The organism is Carboxylicivirga sp. M1479, assembly GCF_007097485.1.
Taxonomy (GTDB): domain Bacteria; phylum Bacteroidota; class Bacteroidia; order Bacteroidales; family Marinilabiliaceae; genus Carboxylicivirga.
The window spans coordinates 75,048-97,248 of the sequence record NZ_VKDE01000013.1 but is presented as its reverse complement, the minus strand read 5'-3'; the positions used below and the strand labels follow the sequence as shown (position 1 = coordinate 97,248).

The following is a 22,201-nucleotide window of genomic DNA, read 5'->3' as shown; positions in this document are numbered from 1 at the left end:
GACTTGTAACAGGCTGTAGAAACACATTTTTAACTATTTTGCACAGTTATTTATTAAAACCAAACACTAAGTAATTAAGGTATGACACGACCACAGGCACTAATTGTTGCTATCTTCCTTCTCTTTTGTCACTTATCGGGGGCACAAACAGAAACTAAAGTCGACACCAAAAAATTCAATGAAGCTGTTAAGTTAGCCAATGATGAAGCTTTCGGTGAAGCCATTAAATTATTTGCTGATATTTTAGAAACCAACCCTGAAAATGTAGCTGTTTTGTACAATATTGGTAACTGCTACCTCAACACTTCTGATGGGCCAGATACGGCTATTGTGTATTTTGAGAAAGCATATAACTTACTGGAAGATGATGAGAAAATTGGAGATATAGGTGTTGATATTCAATTATCAATCGGAAAATCATACCAATACTTATTAGAGCAAGAAAAAGCCATTACCGCCTACGAAGAGTTGATTGCTATTTTACCAGCTGAAGATGATTTACTAAGACAAGAAGCACTAAGAGAAATCGAGATTTGTGAAAATGCCATTGAACTAATGCAATCTCCTGTAGTGCTCAAAGTAAAGAATCTTGGTCCGAATATTAATTCCAAGTACGACGATCACAGTCCAATGATATCTGCTGATCAAAGCCAGTTATTTTTCACTTCACGTCGAGCCTCAAGTTATAGCGACTTACTTTTTGATGGACAATATGCTGAACGTATCTATTCATCATCAAAAGAAGATAATGAGTGGAAAAAAGCAAAATCATTACAAGAGTTATTCAAAAAACCAGGTCACGAAGCAGGCGTAGCCATTTCTGCTCAAGCCACAGAACTAGTTATCTATCGCAATGATATTGATGGTGCTAATTTGTACTCAAGCATGTTCGATGGTTCTACCTGGAGTGAACCCGTTAAAGCTGTGAGCCCCATTAACTCAAAATACGAAGAGACACATTTAACGGCAACTGCTGATAAACAAACCCTATATTTTACCAGTAACCGCCCCGGCGGAATGGGTGGATTAGATATTTACCGAGTGCGAAAATTACCTAATGGAGAATGGGGAAAAGCCGAGAATATGCAAGCTTTCAATACCATGTATGATGAAGAAACGCCTGTTCTTCACCCCAACGGTAAAATAATGTATTTTAGCTCCGAGGGGCATAATTCCATGGGACAGTTCGATATTTTTTACTGCGTAATGGATGACGAGGGCAATTGGGGTCCAGTTATTAACATGGGCTACCCGATTAATACTCCCGACGATGATTTCTTTTTCGTACCAACAACTACACCCAATGTTGCCTACTATGCATCAGCTCGCTATGATGACAATTACGGCGGAACAGACATTTATTTAATTGAATATGAAGAGCCTGAGATTAACCGTTTAGCAGTTATCAAAGGATGTATTAATTCAACAAACGATGCCCCAATTGAAAATGTGGTAATAAAAGTTACTCGTGAGGGAGAAACCACTCCTGTTGGTCAATATCGTCCTCATCCTGGCACAGGTAAATATGTTTTAATATTAGAAGCAGATGCCAAATATGTTGTTGAGTATTCAGGCCTTGGTTTCGAAGAGCAAAGCACAACATTAGATGTTACGCGTGAAATGACTTATAAGAGTTCAAGTACGGCAAGCAATCTTGATGATGTAATGATGCTAGCCGATGCTAAACCGGTTCCTGAAAGCGAAGAGGAAGAAACTGTAAAAGTTGTTCAAGCTCTTGATACTTCAGATGGCATCCCATATTACACCGTTCAAATTCTATCATTAAAACAAGCACTATCATCGTATGATGTATTTGTTGGCCTAGAGCATGACTTAATTAAAGAATACAAATGTACCGATGGTTTTTACCGCTATTCATATGGTTCCTTTAAAGGTTATAAAGCCGCTTTAAAAGGTAAAGAAAAGGTGCTTAATACCAAGTTGTGGCAAGATAGCTTTGTAAGAGACATCAAGCAATATGAGCAATTAATGAATGAATAATGAACAACGAAGAGTTGGTTTTAAGAGCCCTGGAGCCAGATGACATTCATCTGCTCTACCAATGGGAAAATAATATGGAAATATGGGAGGTGAGCAATACGCTCACCCCTTTTTCTAAACACCAGCTTACAAAGTATATTGAGCAAGCACAACTCGATATTTTTCAAACAAAACAGTTACGTCTGATCATTGAGCTTGAAAACTCCAAGCAAGTAATCGGCATGATCGACTTATTTGATTTTGATCCTTTCCACCAACGTGGAGGTGTCGGCATCATTATAAATGCTGTATACCGACAAAGGGGCTTTGCTTACGAGGCTCTGATGCTTTTTAAAGACTATTGCTTTAACAATCTGGCACTACATCAACTATACGCTAATATTTCTGTCGACAATACAGCTAGCCTTGCTCTGTTCGAAAAAGTAGGATTCAAATTAATAGGAATAAAAAAAGACTGGCGTAAAACCAAAAATGGCTATGCCGATGAATGCATGTATCAACTTATCAAGTAAGCTAAAGGTAAACATCTTTAGCCATGGGTATTGATTTCAGCAATTCATAAGCTCCATCTTTACCTTGCAACTGAGCGCAATAATGCTGCATTCCATTGGTCACTATTAAATAATCCACATCCAAAGGCATGTTATAGCGTGCCGCCTGATTAAATGTTTTACGGGTAATTGGTACTTCGGGTGCTTTGCACTCCACAATAATACTGGGCTTTCCTTTTTTGTTATACAAAACAATGTCAGCACGCTGACTTAAACCATTCACCTTTACCAACATTTCCACCGCAATAAGACCAGGAGAATAACCTTGCTGTTTTACTAAAAAATGAAGAAAATGCTGACGCACCCTTTCCTCGGGTGTTAGTACCACATACTTTTTACGAACCTCATCAAACACCTGCACTTTTTCATTTACTTGTTTGGTTTTAAACTGCACTGGTGGTAGGTTGAGTTGAGACATACTTCCCTTTTTTTTGACAAAATAAATCAATTTGATTAGAAAAACTTACCTTAGCATGAATAATAAATTCCTACACACAGCTCGACTCGAAGCAGGTAGGATGAGTTAACTACACTTAACCTGATACATTATCTTTTATGAAAACTAAAAAAGAAATTGTTGACAACTGGCTACCACGCTACACTGGCAGAAAGCTAGAAGATTTTACCCCCTACATTTTACTAACTAATTTCAATCATTACGTTGAACTATTTTCCGAATGGTTTGATGCACCCATACTTGGCAAAAACGGCAACATGCCCAATTGCAGTGCCAATGGAATTACCATCATTAATTTTGGCATGGGAAGTCCAAATGCTGCAACCATGATGGACCTACTAAGTGCAGTATCGCCAAAAGCGGTTCTTTTTTTAGGTAAATGTGGTGGACTCAAAAAGAAGAATGAACTAGGCGATTTAGTATTACCAATTGCTGCTATACGTAGCGATGGAACCTCCGACGATTATCTTCCACCAGAGATTCCCGCTCTTCCGGCCTTTAGTCTACAACGTGCCGTATCTAGTGCCATCCGCGATAATGAATTGGACTACTGGACAGGAACAGTTTTTACCACCAACAAACGGGTGTGGGAATACGACCAGCGATTTAAAAAATATCTGGAAAAAACCCGTGCCATGGCCATAGATATGGAAACTGCTACTATTTTTACAGTCGGATTTTACAACCACATCCCAACTGGTGCTTTGCTTTTGGTTTCTGATCAGCCAATGATTTCAACCGGGGTAAAAACAACGGCCAGTGACGAAGTTGTAACACAAAACTATGTTGAAAGACATATTAAACTAGGTATTAAAGCCTTATCAACCATTATGAATGGTGGTAAATCGGTGAAACACCTAAAATTTGAAAGCTAAGATTGCATAATGACATTTGAGCAGATTTTACAAGAATTAAAGCAAAAAAAATACCGTCCCATTTACTTTTTAATGGGTGATGAAGGTTATTTTATAGATGAGATTACCAAACACATTGCCGACAATGTGTTAAGTGAGGAGGAAAAAGGCTTTAACCAAACTGTTTTGTATGGTAAAGATGTTGATACAACTGAAATCATTCATGCTGCGCGTCGTTTCCCTATGATGTCACAGCATCAAGTAATTATAGTTAAAGAAGCTCAAAACATTGCCAAAATAGAAGACCTGGAGGTTTATGCTAATAACCCGTTAAATTCAACCATCCTCGTTATTAATTATCGCTATAAAACACTCGATAAGCGGAAGAAATTCTACAAGAGTGTTGCGAAAAACGGTGTTCTTTTTGAGGCAAAAAAACTGTACGATAACCAAGTACCACAATGGATAAACTCCTACCTACAAGTTAAAGGTAAAAAGATTGAACCCAAAGCTTCGGCCTTGTTAACTGAGTTTTTGGGTACTGATTTATCAAAGATAGCGCACGAACTCGACAAGCTTGAACTGGCCATTGGCTCATCTGTACAACAAATTACGGCTGCGCACATCGAAAAAAACATAGGTGTTAGTAAAGACTACAATAACTTTGAACTGCAAAAAGCAGTATTAAACAAAGATGTTGCAAAAGCCAACAAGATTATTCTTGCTTTTGGTAAGAACCCTAAAGCCTACCCTATTCAAATGACAACAGTGACATTGTTTGGGTACTTTCAAAAATTATTGGCCTTTTACTACTTACCCGATAAATCGAAAAATGCGGTTGCTTCAGCTCTGAAAATCAATCCATTTTTTGTTGCTGATTACACAACTGGTGCACGCCATTATCCAGCTCGTAAAGTGATTCAAGTGATTAGCCTTATTCGGGAGTATGACATGAAATCAAAAGGGTTTGGCAGTTCAACCACAGAATCAGGAGAATTATTAAAGGAATTGGTTTTTAAAATTATGCACTAACTTATAATTGTTAATGATAAATGTTTAATAAATTCTGAGCTCTTAAATTTTAATCGAATTCGGATTAATACATTAAACATTTACAATTGATAATTAATCAATAACCATTATTAACTATCATGGATATTTCAATCATCATTATAATCATCATCGGACTAATTAGCATTGCTGGTTTCAGTCAGCCAGAGCTTCTTTACAAGTATCAGTTTAATGCATGGCAAATTAAAAATCGTAAAGAATATGTAAGATGGATCAGTCATGGCTTCTTTCATGGCAGTTGGATGCACTTATTAATAAACATGTTTGTTTTATGGTCTTTTGGCGGTCCGGTTCGACAGTATTTCCTGGTTAGTTTACCTGGGAATAGCAGCATCGTATTTATCTTCTTCTTCTTTTCTGCCATTGTAATATCAAGCATATACTCTTATTTAAAAGAAAAAAATAATTATAACTACAACGCCATTGGTGCCTCAGGGGCAGTTTCTGCTGTTGTGTTCGCCAGCATCCTTTACGATCCATTTCGCATTATCTACCTATATTTCATACCTATCCCAGGTATAGTACTGGGCATTGGCTACCTTATCTATTCTCGCATTATGTCAAAAAAGAATGTTGATAACATTGGTCATGATGCCCACTTTTGGGGTGCTGTTTACGGCTTTATCTTCCCTATTATTCTTAATCCATCTCTTCTTATCCGCTTTTTTAATGAATTTCGAGTATTTTTGTAGTTTGAAATAAATAAGCATCATTTTTTTCGTAGCACACTATATCAACAGTACGTTGTTTTAAGTAGGAATACAGGGGAAATAGAATAATAAATTATATACAGATGAAAAACAAAGCAGTATTTATCGACCGAGACGGGGTTATCAATAATGACGAAGGCCACTATTACATATACAAAACAAAAGACTTCAAGATAAATAACGGCATTGTGGAGGGGCTTCAGCTTCTTCAGAAAGCAGGATACAAGCTTTTTATAATAACCAACCAGGGCGGTATTGCCAAAGGGGAATATAGTGAAGACGATGTTGAAAAGGTACACGGCTACTTTTTAGGGGAAATGTTTGATGAAGACATTCGTATTACTGACATCTATTACTGCCCTCATCACAGCGACATTGAGGCCTGTGATTGTCGTAAACCATCTCCAGGAATGATTTTGCAAGCCATTGACGAGCACCAGATCGATAAAAGCAAATCATTTTTAATTGGCGATTCAGACAGGGACATTGAAGCAGGTGAGGCAGCTTGCCTTAAGCAATGCTTTAAAATTGAGAGTAACTCATCCATTGTTTCTATTTGCAAACAAATTACCGGACTTTAATGGATCAGGCAGCATACATCTCATTAAACGGTATTAAAATAAAGGAGGACAAGCCTGTTTTTTATACCGCTAACAGAGCATTTCGTTATGGAGATGCTTTATTTGAAACAATCAGATGTATGCATCAAAAGCCGGCGTATTTTCAAGATCATTACCAACGCTTAATCAATGGTATGAGCTTGTTAAAAATGGACATAAAAAGTCTGCCGCCGGCCAATATTCTGTCCGAGCAAATAAGCTCTCTCATCCAAAAAAACAAGTTATTTGGCGATGTACGTGTTCGCCTAACGGTTTTTCGTGAAGATGGAGGCCTTTATACACCTAGTAGCAATAAGGTTAACTGCCTGATAGAAACATCACACCTTAGCTCAAGCCCTTACCAACTGAACAGCAAAGGCTTGCTAGTTGATATATTTGACGACGAACAGAAAGCCATGAGTCGTATTAGCTTATACAAAACGGCTAATTCGCTCCTATTTATTCTCGCAGGCATTTACAAAACTGAGCAAAAAAAAGACGATGTTCTTATTTGTAATGCCAAACATGAACTGATAGAAGGTTTGGCTTCTAATCTATTCTGGATTAAAGATGGTACTGTTTTTACCCCTCTTCGATCATCCGGTTGTGTTGATGGTGTTATGCGTAAACAAGTTATTCGCATTCTACGCTCGAATAAAATCCCTATTCTCGAAGTTGGAGGTACAAATTTTGAAACACTGTTGGCGGCTGATGAAATTTTCCTAAGCAATGCTATTCAGGGTATTCAATGGGTGGTAGGCCTTAAGGATAAACGTTACTTCTGCAATATGAGCAAGAAAATAAGTCGTCTTCTTCACGAGGATATCACTAATTATATGATGGATTCTCTGGAAAATTAGTCCAAGCTTTAAAAATATCGCCTAAGCCCTCCATTGCTTGTTTCCAAATATGGTCAATATCATCATCCATTATTAGCTTGTCATCAACATTGGCTACAATCCACGATTCTTCTTTAATCTCACTCTCCAACTGCCCTGGCGACCATCCTGAATATCCAGCAAAAAACTTCACCTGTGAATAATCGGCCATTCCTGTGTTAATCAAGTTTTTAATTACTTCAAAATCACCTCCCCAATATAATGTATCGGTTATTTTAACCGAGTCGGGCACCTTATCGCCCAAACTATGAATAAAATATAATGTATTAGATGCAACTGGCCCGCCTACGTATAATTCTCCTTTGAAGTTAAACAAGTCTTCAATCACCTCATCGGGATATAATTCCGATGATTTATTTAAAACAAACCCCACCGCACCATCAGCTCCATGTTCTGTAATAATCACAATAGAGCGGTTAAAATAGGGGCCTTGTAAAAAAGGTTCTGCAATTAAAACCCGTCCAATTTCAGGTTCTAATCCCGGCTTATGCCCTTTAAATATGTCAAAATTCAAACTCTTCATATATTAAACTGCTTGTTTAAATGTAATAAATTTAATTAAAGGTTGCTCGCAAATAGATCAATATTCATCAATTTAAACATTGGTTTTAACAAAATAACTACCTAGCGCATAGTCTCAATAAAATGCAAACGCAACACTTGTAATAATACGTTAGGGATGTAAGTACCCTCTGAATGAAGCTTTTTAGAATAAAATATCAATTGACAATAACGGCATGTACTCCACCTACTATTTCTTAAGATTATAAATAAGGATTGAGTCCAATTGCACGGCAATCGCATTTAAAAGTTGAATCCCTTTAGGATTCTATAAATGAGAATTTTAATCTGCCCCAGATTTTATCTGGGGTTATTCTTATTCAACCACGCTGTGGTTGTTGGTGATAAATCCTGAAAAGGATTTAATATTAATAACCCTGCATGGAATGCAGGGGGTATGATATATACCTTTTAATAACAACCACAAAGTGGTTGAATCTTAAATGCGATTGCCGTGATTGAATTTATCCGTCCAGTTTTCATCCAGTATTTGCACCTTGCAAATAGTTTATTTTTAATCACAATATGCTTACATTTAAACTTCGTGAAAAAATAAACTATGCGCACAAAGGCTTTTATCTTATTCTCATTCATCTTTTTACTATCATCAATTATTTCACCAACTATTCTTTTGGGTAATTCTTCCAATGAAAGTCACCTTATTTTGCCGCCGGCGATTATGAGTAGTGTGAATACAACCATTCGAATTGAAAGCGCACCTACCGACAACTTTGCTCAACCTATTTTACTTATTGATGGTACCAAACGGGAAATAAAAATGGATGATGAGGGGTTTTATTGCCAATATACCTTTCGCGAAACAACGGAAATACAACTGATTCATCAAAATAGGGTTGAAAAAAAGAACATTACACCCATTCCCTTATGGTTATCAATACTTCCACCTCTTATTGCCATTTTAATGGCGCTCATTACCAAAGAAGTCTTTTCATCGCTATTTATTGGCTTATTAATTGGCACAAGTGTTATTTATAAATACTCGGGCATAGGCTTATTTGTGGCAGTTTTTAAAGGTGCTTTTGCCATAATAGACACCTATTTAATGCAGGCCTTATTAAGCCACGAGCATTTATCTATAATCATCTTTAGTATGCTGATAGGCGGAATGGTCACACTTATTTCCCTTAATGGTGGCATGAAAGGCGTTGTTAATATTTTATCAAAATACGCTAACAATCGTCGTTCAGGACAAATGATTACCTACTTGATGGGGCTTTTAATATTTTTTGATGATTACGCGAATACGCTCGTTGTGGGTAATACCATGCGTCCGGTAACTGATAAATTAAAGATATCACGTGAGAAACTAGCCTATTTGGTCGATTCGACATCGGCGCCCATAGCTGCCATTGCATTTATTACCACCTGGATTGGCGCTGAATTAAGCTATATTCAACAAGGCATCATTGAAATAGGCCTTGAAATGTCAGCTTATTCGGTATTTCTTCAATCATTGCAATATTCATTCTACCCCTTATTAACACTCTTTTTTGTTCCACTACTTATTTGGCAAAAGAGAGATTTCGGCCCTATGCTAAAAGCCGAAAAACAAGCTATTCAGTCCAATCCCGAAGACATTAAGAAGAGTGGCCGATCGCCGCAAATAATGAAAGAGCTTGAGGTTTCAGAAGATGTAAAACCAAGATGGTACAATGCGGGCATACCGGTTCTAATTGTGGTTATTGGCACTATGACTGGCCTTATATACACGGGTTGGAATGTTAATGTTTGGGGTAATGCTAGCCTTAGCTTTACCACTAAACTATCTCAAACCATTGGCGATGCCGATGTATTTAATGCCCTTATCTGGTCATCGCTGGCTGGCGTTTTTGCGGCATTATTACTCACCACATCACAAGGAATACTCAATTTAAAAGAGAGTATAGAAGGACTGATTAATGGTTTTAAAACCATGTTTCATGCCATATTAATTCTTTCACTGGCTTGGTCACTGGCCATTTTAACAGATCACTTGCACACGGCTGAATTCATTACCAGCATATTAACAGCCATCAATATCAGTCCGGAATTTATACCGGCACTCACATTTGTATTTGCTGCAGCTATTGCTTTTAGCACTGGTTCAAGTTGGGGTACCATGGCTATAATTTATCCCTTAATACTTCCCGCCATTTGGAAAATTGGACTGGAAGCTGGCATGGATACAGAAGCTATTTTACCTCTCTTTTACAATGCTGTTTCATGTGTATTAGCTGGCTCTGTATTAGGCGATCACTGTTCCCCTATTTCTGATACTACTATTTTGAGTTCATTAGCTTGCTCGTGTAACCATATTCATCACGTGCGCACGCAAATGCCATATGCCTTATTGGTTGGATCCATTGCATTGCTTGCCGGCACACTTCCATCAGCATTTGGAGTGCCTGTCATCTTCTCCTACATACTTGCAGGAGCAATACTCTTTGTTTTTATTCGGATAAAAGGGAAAGTAGTGTAGAAGAAAAGCTATCAGCCACATACAAATGACTGATAGCTTTTAATATTAACCCGAGTTCGACATAAAATTAATAGCTCAGACCGCTTGTAAATAATTGGTTTCAAGGAATCTTTGCGAAGGCATAACTAGTCCCGATTTTTCGGGAGCGGGCTTCCGCTTAACGCGGAACAAGTAATGGTAAGCAAATATGACGAAGAAAATAGTTGTTTACAAGTGGAAAGTCAGGCTTTTTATTAAATAACTGATCTACTTCTCTAAATTTCATCACGATAGCTCGCTATGCTTCAAAAATTTATATTGTATATCAGTCATTTAATAAAATCTGTGCTGTTTAATTTTAATCGAACTCGGGTTATTAATAAATTGCAGGAAAGCGCATTGGATCAGATTCAGCCATCAAAGCATAGATAGCTTCGTACACATCCTCGGCATTTGGATTACTAAAGTAATCACCATCCGTACCATAAGCAGGTCGATGATCTTTAGCCGTCACGGTTTTAGGCGAAGCATCTAAATGGTAAAACGCACCATGCTCCTCCACCACCTTATGTAACATATATGCTGTTGCACCACCTGGTACATCCTCATCAAAAAATACCACGCGATTGGTTTTCTTAACAGACTCCAATATCACCTTATTGATATCAAAAGGCAGCAAGGTTTGTACATCAATCAGTTCGACCGACACTCCTATTTCAGCCAATTGCTTAACGGCATCTTGTGCAATGCGCACACATGATCCATAGGTAACCAGTGTAACATCGCTCCCTTTTTCTATAATTTCAGGAATACCTAATGGCACCTTAAATTCGCCAATATTGGCTGGATACTGCTCACGTAAACGATAACCATTTAAAGGTTCGATAACCAAAGCCGGATCATCGGCCGCTAATAAGGTATTATAAAAACCAGCGGCTCGTGTCATATCGCGCGGCACACATACGTATACCCCACGAATGGAGTTAATAACCATGCTCAATGGAGATCCACTGTGCCAAATTCCCTCTAAACGATGTCCTCGGGTACGAACAATAACCGGCGCTTTCTGTCCGTTTTTTGTTCGGTAGCGTGTTGTGGCTAAATCATCACTCATGGTTTGTAGGGCATAGAGTATGTAATCGAAATATTGTATTTCAGCGATAGGACGCAGTCCTCGCAAAGCCATTCCAATACCTTTACCCATAATGGTCGTTTCACGAATACCTGTATCACGAATTCGCAACTCCCCATATTTTTCTTGCATGCCTTCCAGTGTTTGGTTAACACCACCCAGAAAGCCTGTATCTTCACCAAAAGTAACTACACGTGGATTATTTTTGAATATATAATCAAAATTATCACGAAGTATTTCCCTGCCTGGCACTTTGCTTGAGTTGGCATCAAAAACAGGGTCAACAGGTTTTACCTTTAAAGCAGAGAACTCATCCTCACTATAAAGCCACTTGCTATAATTTTCCCATCCCTCATCAAAGTATTTCTTAACCCACTCTTTCAATTGAGCTTTCATACTATTTGGCTTTTCACATGCCGAACAGTAATGACGGAGCACTTTGCGTGCAGCGCTGAGTATTTCTTTTCTATTGAGTGCTAAACTGGATTTCAATTCATTGACAATCCCGTCAATTTTATCCTGCTTTATCTCGTTACAAACACACTCCTTTTTAGTAATGATACTCAGCAATTCCTTTCGTTCCAGCTTAAAGGCATCATTAAACTCCTTAAAAGCTTCTTTTTGCGCCTGCTTAACTTCAGATAAAGCATCTTGCTCAATCACATCTAACTCTTCATCTGAAGCTAGTTTACTTTCAAGCATCCATTTGCGCATTTGCACCAAACCATCGTAATCTTTCTCCCACTGAAGACGTTCCGCAGACTTATAACGTTCGTGTGAACCACTGGTTGAGTGACCAACTGGTTGTGTTAGCTCTTCTACATGGAACAGAACTGGCACGTGTTCTTCGCGACATCTTTTAATACCTTTCTCATACATCTGACATAAGCCGGCATAATCCCAACCTTTAGCCGTGTATATAAGCATACCGGTTTTATCTTTGGCTCCTTTTTCAAAGCCCTTAAGAACCTTACTGATACTTTCTTTGGTAGTTTGAAACTTTTTAGGCACGGATATTCCATAACCATCGTCCCATACCGAAACAGCCATTGGAATTTGTAAAACTCCTGCGGCATTTAACGTTTCAAAAAAATGACCCTCTGATGTACTGGCATCACCAATGGTACCAAAAGCCACTTCATTACCATTAATACTAAATTGATCAAATTCCTTTAAGCCAGGATTGTTTCTATATAATTTAGATGCCATTGCCAAACCAACCAACCGAGGCATTTGACCCGCTGTTGGAGAAATATCTGAGGAGGTACATTTTAAGTCAGTCAAGCGTTTCCACGCTCCTGTTTCATCAATTGTACGTGTTCCAAAATGATTATTAAATGAACGACCTCCGTTATCAGGATTTAATTCTGTCCGCGTTTCTCCGTATAATTGAGCAAAAAACTCTTTGGGAGTTGTCATTCCGGCAGCCAAAATAAATGTTTGATCACGATAATAACCTGAACGCCAATCGCCATTTTTAAATTGTTTTGCCATGGCAATCTGGGGGATTTCTTTGCCATCGCCAAAAATTCCGAATTTCGCTTTTCCTCCTAAAACCTCTTTACGTGCAAGCAAGCTCATTTGACGGCTTACACAGGCAATTTTATAGTCGGTAATCACTTCCTTCTTAAACTCAATAAAACTGAGCTCACTTCCATCTACTGACATATAATGAATTTTTTACTATTTAGTTGCTGAATACAAATCTAGTAAGATTGTATCATAATTTATTGGGCATCTATCAAACATATGAAAGGCTTGCTTTGTTTGCCTAATAACAAATTTTAGTACTTTTGTACCGAATTAAAAAAGGGATAGATATGTGGCCGGTTTTAATATTGACGATTATTTTAATGGGAATTGTTTTTGCGTTGATGTCAATACGCATTCTGCTTCAAAAGAATGGTAAGTTCCCCAATACCCATATTGGTGGTAATAAAGCCTTAAATGACAAAGGTATACAATGTGCAACAACACAAGACAAATTAGCCCGCAAAGAAGCATTTAAAATCAAGCCCCTAAAGCTTGATGGAGAATATGAAAGTAACACAACTAGTTGTTAGTATATAAAAAGAGGTTTTCTACTGAAAACCTCTTTTTACATTCAACTATAATCGCACCCAAACCCAACTTTCAATTTTATTGAAGTATTCTATCCTTCATCGTCGTCACAATTTTGTTCGGCATAAATAGTCCAGGCCAAATGATTGACAATTACTTTAGATAGGTACATATCTTTCATTGTAGAGAACAAACCAGATAATACGTCTTGCGAATCGCCTAACAGATCGGACAATAGCACTTCTGACTCATCATCAAACGTGATTTTTAAATCTTTGTTATTGTGCATAAATAGGCAGTTATAGCTTGTTGCGGACTCACCCTCAGGCATTATCACTTCTACCATGGCGTTCTCTTGCAATACATCGCCTTTATAAATGTGATACACCAATTGCACTTCTTCATCTAAGGTTTTAACAATTCGCACATCACCAATCTGCATTTCGTAGGCAAACTGCAAATTGGCATTTTGGCCCAAACCTGATAACACAAATGATATGGTTTCACAGTACAACTTCTCTTCATTGGCATTTTCCAAGCCATAACTAATTAACAAAGTATCATTGAATTGTGTCATTACTTTGATAAAATGCTCATCGGTAAAGCCAAACTTTGAACTGTTTTTAACATTCAAAAAACCTTGCTTCTCTTCTTGAACCCACAAATGCCCGGCATACTCCTCATCCACCATAAAGTTAGATGCCAAATTATACTTCATCCACTTCTCTTTTTGTGATGATTCATAGAGATATTCAGTGGTATTGATCATTAAGTTATTAACAATCTCACTTTCTGAATCGTACTCAAATAGCTGTTTTGGCTGCAATAGTTTTTCAAATGGCATGTAAACCACTAACCACTCACTGTCTCCTGTACGTTTAAAAATGGATTCACATTTCGATTGTGTTTTACTACCTCCATCATCATCAGATGGGGCATATTCGTAAACACCCATTATATCCTCGAGGTACATATTAGCCGTTGGCGCATCCTCCTCGCTCCCTCCTTTTGTTCTTGCCTGCGTAGCAAACAATTGATAAGCGTATGAGGCTTCAATATCCTCAACTGCAGCATCAATGTTTAGGGCAGCACCATTAACTGCCTCTTCTAAAGATAAGTCACTAACATCTGGATTTGGTTCTTCGTTTACTCCTTCACAAGCACCTACTAATAATGCTATAACTAGAATAAACCATCCATAACTTGCAATTTTTTTCATGAGCCATTTGATTAATTTGGTTAACAAATTTGTTTAGTTCCCTCATTCGAAACTGCAAGTTAGCTCGTGTTTTACAACTTGTCAATAAGATATTTGGAAAAACCTGTGCTCATTTTAATTTCATATCCGTCGCCTGAACCGGCGAGAATAAAATAAGCCTCTAAATCAGCATTCTTTTCAACAATTGCAATGCTTTGTTCGTAACCCAATACCATAAATGCAGTAGCATAGGCATCGGCACTCATACAGTCTGAAGCTAATACCGATACTCCTAACAACTGATGATTTATTGGATAGCCTGTGAAAGGACTAATGGTATGCGCGTACTTTTTACCGTCCTTAATGTAAAAATTGCGATAATTACCTGATGTGGCTAACGCCAAATCACTAATGCCAATAATCTCTTGTAACTGGCGATTGAGTACCTCTGGATCATCAATTGGCTGATCAATACCAACACGCCATGCCGTATTTTTAGGATTATGACCCTTAACACGCATTTCTCCGCCTATCTCAACCATATAATTATCCACATCGTATGCTTCTAATAAATCAGCCACTACATCTACAGCAAAACCTTTAGCAATGGCGCTTCCATCAAGCATTATTTCAGGCTTCTGCTTCACCAGTTTCGTTCCATTCAGTTGCAACATATCCATTCCAACAAAAGTCATAATTGAATCAATGCCGCCATCAGTCAGGCTATCTTTTTTAGAAAAACCAAAACCCCATGCATTTACCAAAGGAGCAACCGTCATATCAAAGGCTCCACTGGTTTCTTTTGTGATTTCCAGGGCCTTGTTAAATACTTGACGAAAATAAATGTCTGTTTCATTTGAAACATTGCGATTAAGCTTACTAATTACAGACTCTTCTTTGTAAGTTGACATGGACCAATCAAAGGCATTAAGAGTACTTTGAATGGTGTCGGACAAATCCTGTGGAGCTTCATAGGTCATGTGATAAATGGTGCCAAAAATTAAGCCCTCGTTGCGTTGAAATTTTTTTTTAGGTTGACAAGCCGATATAACAACTGTAACAAGTAATAGTATTGATAGGCGCATAAACGAAATTTTGAGCGGAGTTGGACGTGACATATTAAAATCAAATAATTAGGCCAGCAAAGGTGATAAAGAGTTAAGGAAATTCCAACTTTGGCGATATTAGATGTGCTGGAAACAATCGGGAGCCTAGCTTTTCGCCTAAACAAGGTTACTTGTTCATGCCCTTAATAACCCAGCATAATAAAAACTCTGCCCTTTAGAGACAATATGCTAAATTAAAGTATCGAAAATCTAACTTTTTGGGAGGTCTTTCTATAATGGAGATAGAACGATCTCACTTTTTGGGAGATGATTCTATCAAATTCGTAGAATCATCTGACTTTTTTGAATAGTATTTGATGAAATTCATAGAAAAGCGTACTAAATATGGAGGAACGTCTCGCTTTTAACTAGAAGAACCTACGAAAAAGCCAGAATATCGACTAAAAATCATAGACAATAGAGTCTTTGGTGTTGGTGCTTGAACTCGATTGCTACATAGATGGATGAATTTATAGCCGCTCATTGCCAAAAAAACAGAAAGGTAGCTGTCATCCATACAGTATCAGGGAAATTGCTTATAAAACCAATTATACCACCCCACCTGTCGGCACCCCTCCTAAAATTCAGGAGGGGACGGTTTTTCAACCCTCTCCTCCTTGCCAAGGAAAAGTACCACGAAGTGTGGACGTGATTAAAATGCTTATAAGCAAATTCCCTACATACAGTATAAGATACAACAGCTACCTTATTCTTTTAATTAATTATGAAGTTGTGCTACTCGCCTCCAGGCCTTAGGTTTTTCAACCAGTAATCCTCCATCGTACGACGCAAATGTAATGATGTATTCGGACGCTCGTACAGACTATGCCCGCACATAGGGTATGCCATAAAGCTGAATAGTTTATTGTGCTTCACCAATTCCGATATTAACATTTCGGCACTTTGGTAGTGCACATTATCATCGCCAGTACCATGTATTAACATTAAATTACCCTCTAGCTTTGATGCATGTGTTATGGGTGATCCATTAACATACCCTTTAGTGTTAACTGATGGTAGCCCCATGTATCGTTCTTGATATATGGTGTTATAAATGCGTTGATCAGAAACAGCAGCTACGGCTATACCCGTTTTATAGACATCTGAATAGCGGAACATGCAATTGAGTGTCATGGAACCACCACCACTCCATCCCCAAATACCCAAACGAGCGGCATCGATATATGAATATTCTTCTGCAATTTTGCGAGCAGCATCGGCCTGATCGTGAACAGCTAATTCACCCACTTGACCATAAATGCACTTTCTGAATTTTTTGCCTCGCGGCACTTTTGTACCACGATTATCAACGCACACGATTACATAACCCTGCTGTGCCATGTACTGATGCCACAAATCTGATCCTTTCCACTGGTCTTGTACCTCCGTCAAATACGGTTCGCCATATACGTAAAATATGCTTGGGTATTTTTTGCTAGCATCAAAATCACGCGGTTTAATTACCCAGGCATCCAAGATGGCACTGCCAATATCTACTTTTATAAACTCTTTGCTTTGTAATCCCCAGGCATCATAACGTGCTTTAGCAGCCGCATTATCCTCAAACATGCGAACTTGTTTATGCGCTGGTAAACTCACCAAAGAAGTGATTGTTGGTGTAGACGAATTATTAAAACGATGGATCGCATACTTAGCACTTGGTGATATTTGATAGTTACTATGCCCAACAAATGACGTAGGAGTCATACGTTCAGCCGGGCCTTTACCATTTAATCGGCTTCGGTATAAATTTTTACGATAAAATTCCTGAGGAGAAGCTGTATAATATACATATCCCCCTTTTTCATCAATTCGTTGAATGCTCACTACATCAAAATCGCCTTTTGTAATAGGGGTAACAGTATTTCCATCGCGGCTAACCATATAAAGGTGTCGATAACCACTGCGTTCACTAGTCCATGTAAAAAACTGGTTATTTTTCAACCACTGTATGTTATCATGTACATCCACCCAGGTATCTTCCGACTCGGTAAGTATATTATTTAAAGAGCCATTGCTAGCATTGGCCACCCATATCTTGTTGGTGTTTTGCAAGCGATTAAACTGCTGAATCATCAACTCATTGCTATTGGGTATGAAATCCATTCGTGGGATATAATTATTACGCGGATCTCCAGGTATATCTAACCATTGTGTTTCACCACCATCGGCACTCACCACACCAACCTTCACAGCCGAATTGGTGGTTCCAGCTTTGGGGTATGGCAATGGTATTAGCTGCGAATATACCGAGTCGACAGTATTGACCATGTAAAAAGTTCCAGTCCCCTCGGTATTAGATTGCCAGTAGGCAATTTTACTTCCATCAGGGCTCCAACGAAAACCATCACGACAATCGAACTCCTCCTCGTAAACCCAGTCAAATGTTCCATTAACAATATGCTTGTTTCCATCGTTTGTAAGGGCTATTCTTTTTCCATTAGCAAGGTGCTCAACATACACATTATTTTCACACACATAGGCTACACGATCGCCCTGAGGAGAAAATTTGGCAAACATGAGACTGGACTTTGGCATATCAGCCCCCAACTGTTGCAGGGTGCCTGCTTGCGGATTATACACCCAATAATCGCCTCGGGTATGATAACGCCACACACGGGTTGTATTACAAAATAAAAGCACTTTTGAATTATCATCTGACCACTGATAATCGCGAATGGACAATGCCTGATCACTTCCCTGAGGCAGGAGGTCCTGAGATGCAACCATTATGCTTCTCTTACCACTTTTGGCATCGTAACGCACAATATCAGAAGCATTGGTTACAGAATTTTTTTCCAGGGCTGCATAACTTTTACCGTCTTTCAACCAACGTACTGGCCCAAAGTAATGAATGTCTAAAACGTTATGACTGTAGATGTTCTCTAGTGTTAATTCAGGTGTTTCATTTTGCGCAATGGCAGGTAGGCATAAAAAGAAACATAAAACAAGCGTTAATACTTTCATGAGTCACTATTTTTTAATGTAGAAATAACTATAATATCAATTAAAACATCAAATGTAAAGTATCAAAGCAAGGCATCCTGTGATAAAAATCATAAGTTATGCATGTTATTAAGCAATAATTCAAAAGACAATATTCGATTCATATAACAATTGAATACACTGACTACATAAAGTTATTTTAAACAAAAACCTAAATTATTGTAGGCACATTCTCCACTTAAGTAAACAGTAAAAATAAGGCATAAAAAAAGCCCCTTTTCAGGGGCTTAAAATATGTTTATGATCCGAAATCATCAAAGTCAACCATTTCATCTGGCACTCCAAGATCGTAGAGCATTTTTGTAATTGCATCATTCATCATCGGAGGACCACAAAGGTAGTACTCGATATCCTCTGGCTCTTCATGCTTGCTTAAATACTCGTCATGAATAACCTGGTGAATAAATCCTGTAGAACCTTCCCAGTTATCTTCTGGCAATGGCTCAGAAAGGGCGATGGTAAACTTAAAGTTCGGGAATTCCTTCTCGATGGCACGGAAGTGATCTTCATAGAAAATCTCTTTCTTAGAACGTGCACCATACCAGAAAGTAGCCTTACGACCAGTTTTTAAAGTATGGAACAAGTGGAAGATGTGCGAACGCATTGGCGCCATACCAGCACCTCCACCAATAAACATCATCTCACGTTCCGTTTCTTTAATAAAGAACTCACCATAAGGTCCTGATACCGTTACTTTATCACCTGGCTTACGCGAGAAGATAAATGAAGAACAGATACCTGGGTTCACTTTTTGGAATCCTCCGGCAACCCTATCCCAAGGTGGAGTAGCAATACGGATGTTTAGCATCACAATATTACCTTCCGCAGGGTGGTTAGCCATTGAATAGGCACGGTATGTTGGCTCTGGATTTTTCATGGTTAAGTCAAACATGCCGAATTTTTCCCACTCGCCACGATACTCTTCCTCAATATCCATGTCCTTAAAATCAACATCAATCTTAGGCACATCAATCTGGATGTATCCACCCGATTTAAAGTCTAAGATTTCACCATCAGGTAACTTCACCACAAACTCCTTAATAAAGGTTGCCTGTCCATCGTTAGATACCACTTCGCATTCCCACTTTTTAATACCCATTACTTCGGCAGGAATTTGCATAGCCATATCTTCTTTCACTTTTACCTGACATGCTAAGCGCCAGTTATTGGCAGCCTCTTTACGGGTAAAATAACCTGTTTCGGTTGGTAAAATTGAACCCGCACCGCTATCAACCTGACAACGACACATGGCACATGTACCACCACCACCACAAGCTGATGGTAAGAAGATTTTATTACTTCCTAATGCAGATAGCAAAGTCTGACCTGGTTCAACAACCAATTCTTTCTCCCCATCGTTAATATTGATGGTTACTTCGCCTGATGGCATCAGTTTTTTCTTAGCGTACAATAGAATCGACACCAATAGTAGGATTACCAAAAGGAAAATCGTTACACTGGTAAAGATTACTGTACTATCAATTGCTAATAATGTCATTTCTAATACGTTTTACTTTTTACAACTGAATTCCCATGAAACTCATAAATGCCACACCCATCAGTCCGGTAACAATAAACGTGATACCTAAACCACGCAATGGTGCTGGTATATCGGAATATTGAATTTTTTCGCGGATGGCAGCAATACCAACAATCGCTAATAACCAGCCAATACCTGAACCAAGACCGAATACTGTGGCTTCGCCCAAGTTAACATAGTCGCGCTCTTGCATAAATAACGAACCACCTAAAATGGCACAGTTAACAGCAATAAGCGGTAAGAAGATACCCAGTTGCGAGTATAGCGTAGGTGCAAATTTCTCTACAATCATTTCAACTAACTGCACCATAGAGGCAATTACAGCTATAAACATGATAAAGCTTAAAAAGCTTAAATCATAGCTTGCAAACTTATTTTCTAATCCCATTAGGTTATCTAACCACACCAAAGCACCCTCGCTTAATACAAACTCGTTAAGCAAGTAGTTTACTGGCACAGTAATACCTAATACAAATGTTACGGCAAGTCCTAACCCTAATGATGTATTCACAGTTTTTGATACAGCCAGGTATGAACACATACCAAAGAAGTAAGCAAATACCATGTTATCAATAAAGATAGACTTGATGAATATATTTATATAATCCATTTTTCTGCTTTTTTCTAATTACGACTCTATCAAATCTTTATCACGCGAACGCTGCACCCAAATAATGATACCTACAACAATCAAAGCCATTGGAGGCAAAATCATAAATCCGTTGTTAGCATATCCCATTTCATAAAATGCATCAGGAATAATTTGGATGGCTCCAATACCTGGTAAAGTTAGGTTACCTGTTCCGAATAACTCACGGAAGAAAGCCACCACAATAAGGATAAAACCATAACCGGCTCCATTACCAATACCATCTAATACTGCTGGCCAAGGCTTGTTACCAAGTGCAAAAGCTTCCAAACGACCCATAATAATACAGTTGGTAATAATCAAACCAACAAATACGGAAAGCTGCAAACTCACTTCGTAAGCAAAGGCTTTTAATACCTGGTCAACAATAATTACTAGAGATGCCACAACAACCAACTGTACAATAATACGAATACGTGCAGGTATGGTGTTACGCAGAAGAGATATTATCAAGTTTGAAAATACCGTTACAAACATTACAGAGATGGACAATACAATGGCCGGCTCTAACTTAACTGTTACTGCTAGTGCAGAACAGATACCCAAAACCTGAATGGTAATGGGGTTTTGTGCTCCCAGAGGAGTTGTAATCAGCTTCAGATTCTTGGCTGAGAACAAAGGTTCTTTTTCACTACTCATCGTCACAATATTTTAGTTCTTTAAAAACTTTTCATATCCTTCCAGACAGTCCTTCAACATAGTACCAACACCAACACTGGTAATAGTACCACCAGATATTCCATCTACCTTGTGAAGGTCAGAACCTGCTTGTCCTTTTTTCACAATTTCGATTGAAGCAAAAGCTCCGCTCTGGTCAAAAAGTTGCTTCCCTTTAAAAGGATCCTGGAATATTGGTGTTGTAATTTCAGCTCCTAAACCAGGTGTTTCACCCTTATGGCCGAAGATGGCACCAAATACCGTGTTTTTATCCTCGTTTAAAGAAACATAACCCCAGATAGGTCCCCAAAGTCCTTTTCCTCTAACAGGAATAATGTATTTGGTTGAACCGTTATCGAGTTGACACTCGTAAATAGGGTATGCACGCTCGGCATCATCTTTCTTTACCTCTTTTGCTAAATCAACTGTAAAAGCTACTCCGTCAATCTTTTCGCCTTTTACATTTAGCACATAGGCATTTTTACCGATGTATTTCTCAAATTTCGCTTCAGCATTTGCTGCTGTACTTTCAATCTGTACCGATTTCAGGATGTCCATTTTTTTGGCTACTGCCGCATTTTTATCCTGCATTGGTTTTAACGACTGAGCCAAAAAGGCCAGAATCGCCGCTACCACAATCACCATAATAGATGCGTACAGAAATGTGTATGTATTTCCTTGTCTATCCATT

19 protein-coding genes are annotated in these 22,201 nt (G+C 38.4%); 9 read left to right on the top strand and 10 right to left on the bottom strand.

From position 1 onward, the window contains the following. The first annotated feature begins 81 nt into the window (after positions 1-81). Together FNN09_RS09520 and FNN09_RS09515 are read left to right on the top strand one after the other, a co-directional pair. Complete coding sequence (locus tag FNN09_RS09520; protein ID WP_143301881.1) at positions 82-2,001, top strand: PD40 domain-containing protein; 1,920 nt, start codon at positions 82-84, stop codon at positions 1,999-2,001. After that, positions 2,001-2,513: a GNAT family N-acetyltransferase gene (locus FNN09_RS09515; protein ID WP_255434076.1), complete on the top strand. Its 513-nt coding sequence runs from the start codon at positions 2,001-2,003 to the stop codon at positions 2,511-2,513. The genes FNN09_RS09520 and FNN09_RS09515 overlap by 1 nt, the downstream gene beginning before the upstream one ends. 1 nt (position 2,514) lies before the next feature. Here FNN09_RS09515 and FNN09_RS09510 read toward each other — a convergent pair whose 3' ends face one another. Next, a complete protein-coding gene (locus FNN09_RS09510) occupies positions 2,515-2,970 on the bottom strand; it encodes a type I restriction enzyme HsdR N-terminal domain-containing protein (RefSeq protein ID WP_143301878.1) in 456 nt (151 codons plus the stop codon). 137 nt (positions 2,971-3,107) lie between these two features. Here FNN09_RS09510 and FNN09_RS09505 point away from each other — a divergent pair, with 137 nt between their 5' ends. The 5 genes from FNN09_RS09505 (at position 3,108) to FNN09_RS09485 (ending at position 7,103) form a co-directional block, all read left to right on the top strand. After that, positions 3,108-3,884, top strand: coding sequence for an AMP nucleosidase (locus FNN09_RS09505; protein ID WP_143301876.1), 777 nt, complete (start codon positions 3,108-3,110; stop codon positions 3,882-3,884). Positions 3,885-3,893: 9 nt separating this feature from the next. After that, entirely contained in the window at positions 3,894-4,895 is a 1,002-nt protein-coding gene (gene holA / locus FNN09_RS09500; protein WP_143301874.1) for a DNA polymerase III subunit delta, read from the top strand. Positions 4,896-5,014: 119 nt separating this feature from the next. Continuing rightward, positions 5,015-5,626, top strand: a complete 612-nt coding sequence (locus FNN09_RS09495) for a rhomboid family intramembrane serine protease (RefSeq protein ID WP_143301872.1) — start codon at positions 5,015-5,017, stop codon at positions 5,624-5,626. 101 nt (positions 5,627-5,727) lie between these two features. After that, the gene (locus tag FNN09_RS09490) at positions 5,728-6,225 is read left to right on the top strand and encodes a D-glycero-beta-D-manno-heptose 1,7-bisphosphate 7-phosphatase (RefSeq protein ID WP_143301870.1); all 498 of its coding nucleotides are present in this window, start codon (positions 5,728-5,730) and stop codon (positions 6,223-6,225) included. Further along, positions 6,225-7,103, top strand: coding sequence for an aminotransferase class IV (locus FNN09_RS09485; protein ID WP_143301868.1), 879 nt, complete (start codon positions 6,225-6,227; stop codon positions 7,101-7,103). The genes FNN09_RS09490 and FNN09_RS09485 overlap by 1 nt, the downstream gene beginning before the upstream one ends. Here the strand turns inward: FNN09_RS09485 and FNN09_RS09480 are convergent. Next, a complete protein-coding gene (locus FNN09_RS09480; protein WP_143301865.1) occupies positions 7,072-7,665 on the bottom strand; it encodes a YqgE/AlgH family protein in 594 nt (197 codons plus the stop codon). The genes FNN09_RS09485 and FNN09_RS09480 overlap by 32 nt on opposite strands. Positions 7,666-8,262: 597 nt before the next feature. On the opposite strand from FNN09_RS09480, the gene FNN09_RS09475 reads away from it, so the two are divergent. After that, positions 8,263-10,182, top strand: a complete 1,920-nt coding sequence (locus FNN09_RS09475) for a Na+/H+ antiporter NhaC family protein (RefSeq protein WP_143301863.1) — start codon at positions 8,263-8,265, stop codon at positions 10,180-10,182. 355 nt (positions 10,183-10,537) lie between these two features. Here the strand turns inward: FNN09_RS09475 and FNN09_RS09470 are convergent, their stop codons facing one another. After that, the gene (locus tag FNN09_RS09470; RefSeq protein ID WP_143301861.1) at positions 10,538-12,961 is read right to left on the bottom strand and encodes a thiamine pyrophosphate-dependent enzyme; all 2,424 of its coding nucleotides are present in this window, start codon (positions 12,959-12,961) and stop codon (positions 10,538-10,540) included. A 125-nt stretch (positions 12,962-13,086) separates the two neighbouring features. Between FNN09_RS09470 and FNN09_RS09465 the strand changes: the two genes are divergently transcribed. Beyond that, the gene (locus FNN09_RS09465) at positions 13,087-13,356 is read left to right on the top strand and encodes a hypothetical protein (RefSeq protein WP_221932464.1); all 270 of its coding nucleotides are present in this window, start codon (positions 13,087-13,089) and stop codon (positions 13,354-13,356) included. 89 nt (positions 13,357-13,445) lie between these two features. On the opposite strand, the gene FNN09_RS09460 is transcribed toward FNN09_RS09465, so the two are convergent. The 7 genes from FNN09_RS09460 to nqrC all read right to left on the bottom strand — a co-directional run bounded on the left by FNN09_RS09460 (position 13,446) and on the right by nqrC (position 22,200). After that, entirely contained in the window at positions 13,446-14,573 is a 1,128-nt protein-coding gene (locus FNN09_RS09460) for a hypothetical protein (protein ID WP_143301860.1), read from the bottom strand. 71 nt (positions 14,574-14,644) lie between these two features. Further along, entirely contained in the window at positions 14,645-15,637 is a 993-nt protein-coding gene (locus FNN09_RS09455) for an FAD:protein FMN transferase (RefSeq protein WP_143301858.1), read from the bottom strand. A 756-nt stretch (positions 15,638-16,393) separates the two neighbouring features. Continuing rightward, the gene (locus FNN09_RS09450) at positions 16,394-18,625 is read right to left on the bottom strand and encodes a S9 family peptidase (RefSeq protein WP_143301856.1); all 2,232 of its coding nucleotides are present in this window, start codon (positions 18,623-18,625) and stop codon (positions 16,394-16,396) included. Between the two features lie 277 nt (positions 18,626-18,902). Then, on the bottom strand, positions 18,903-20,162 hold the full coding sequence (nqrF, locus tag FNN09_RS09445) for an NADH:ubiquinone reductase (Na(+)-transporting) subunit F (protein WP_143301854.1): 1,260 nt from the start codon (positions 20,160-20,162) through the stop codon (positions 18,903-18,905). Positions 20,163-20,181: 19 nt separating this feature from the next. Beyond that, on the bottom strand, positions 20,182-20,814 hold the full coding sequence (nqrE, locus tag FNN09_RS09440) for an NADH:ubiquinone reductase (Na(+)-transporting) subunit E (protein WP_143301852.1): 633 nt from the start codon (positions 20,812-20,814) through the stop codon (positions 20,182-20,184). Positions 20,815-20,832: 18 nt separating this feature from the next. Continuing rightward, the gene (locus tag FNN09_RS09435; RefSeq protein WP_143301850.1) at positions 20,833-21,492 is read right to left on the bottom strand and encodes an NADH:ubiquinone reductase (Na(+)-transporting) subunit D; all 660 of its coding nucleotides are present in this window, start codon (positions 21,490-21,492) and stop codon (positions 20,833-20,835) included. Positions 21,493-21,504: 12 nt separating this feature from the next. After that, complete coding sequence (gene nqrC / locus FNN09_RS09430) at positions 21,505-22,200, bottom strand: NADH:ubiquinone reductase (Na(+)-transporting) subunit C (RefSeq protein WP_143301848.1); 696 nt, start codon at positions 22,198-22,200, stop codon at positions 21,505-21,507. Position 22,201: the final 1 nt, after the last annotated feature.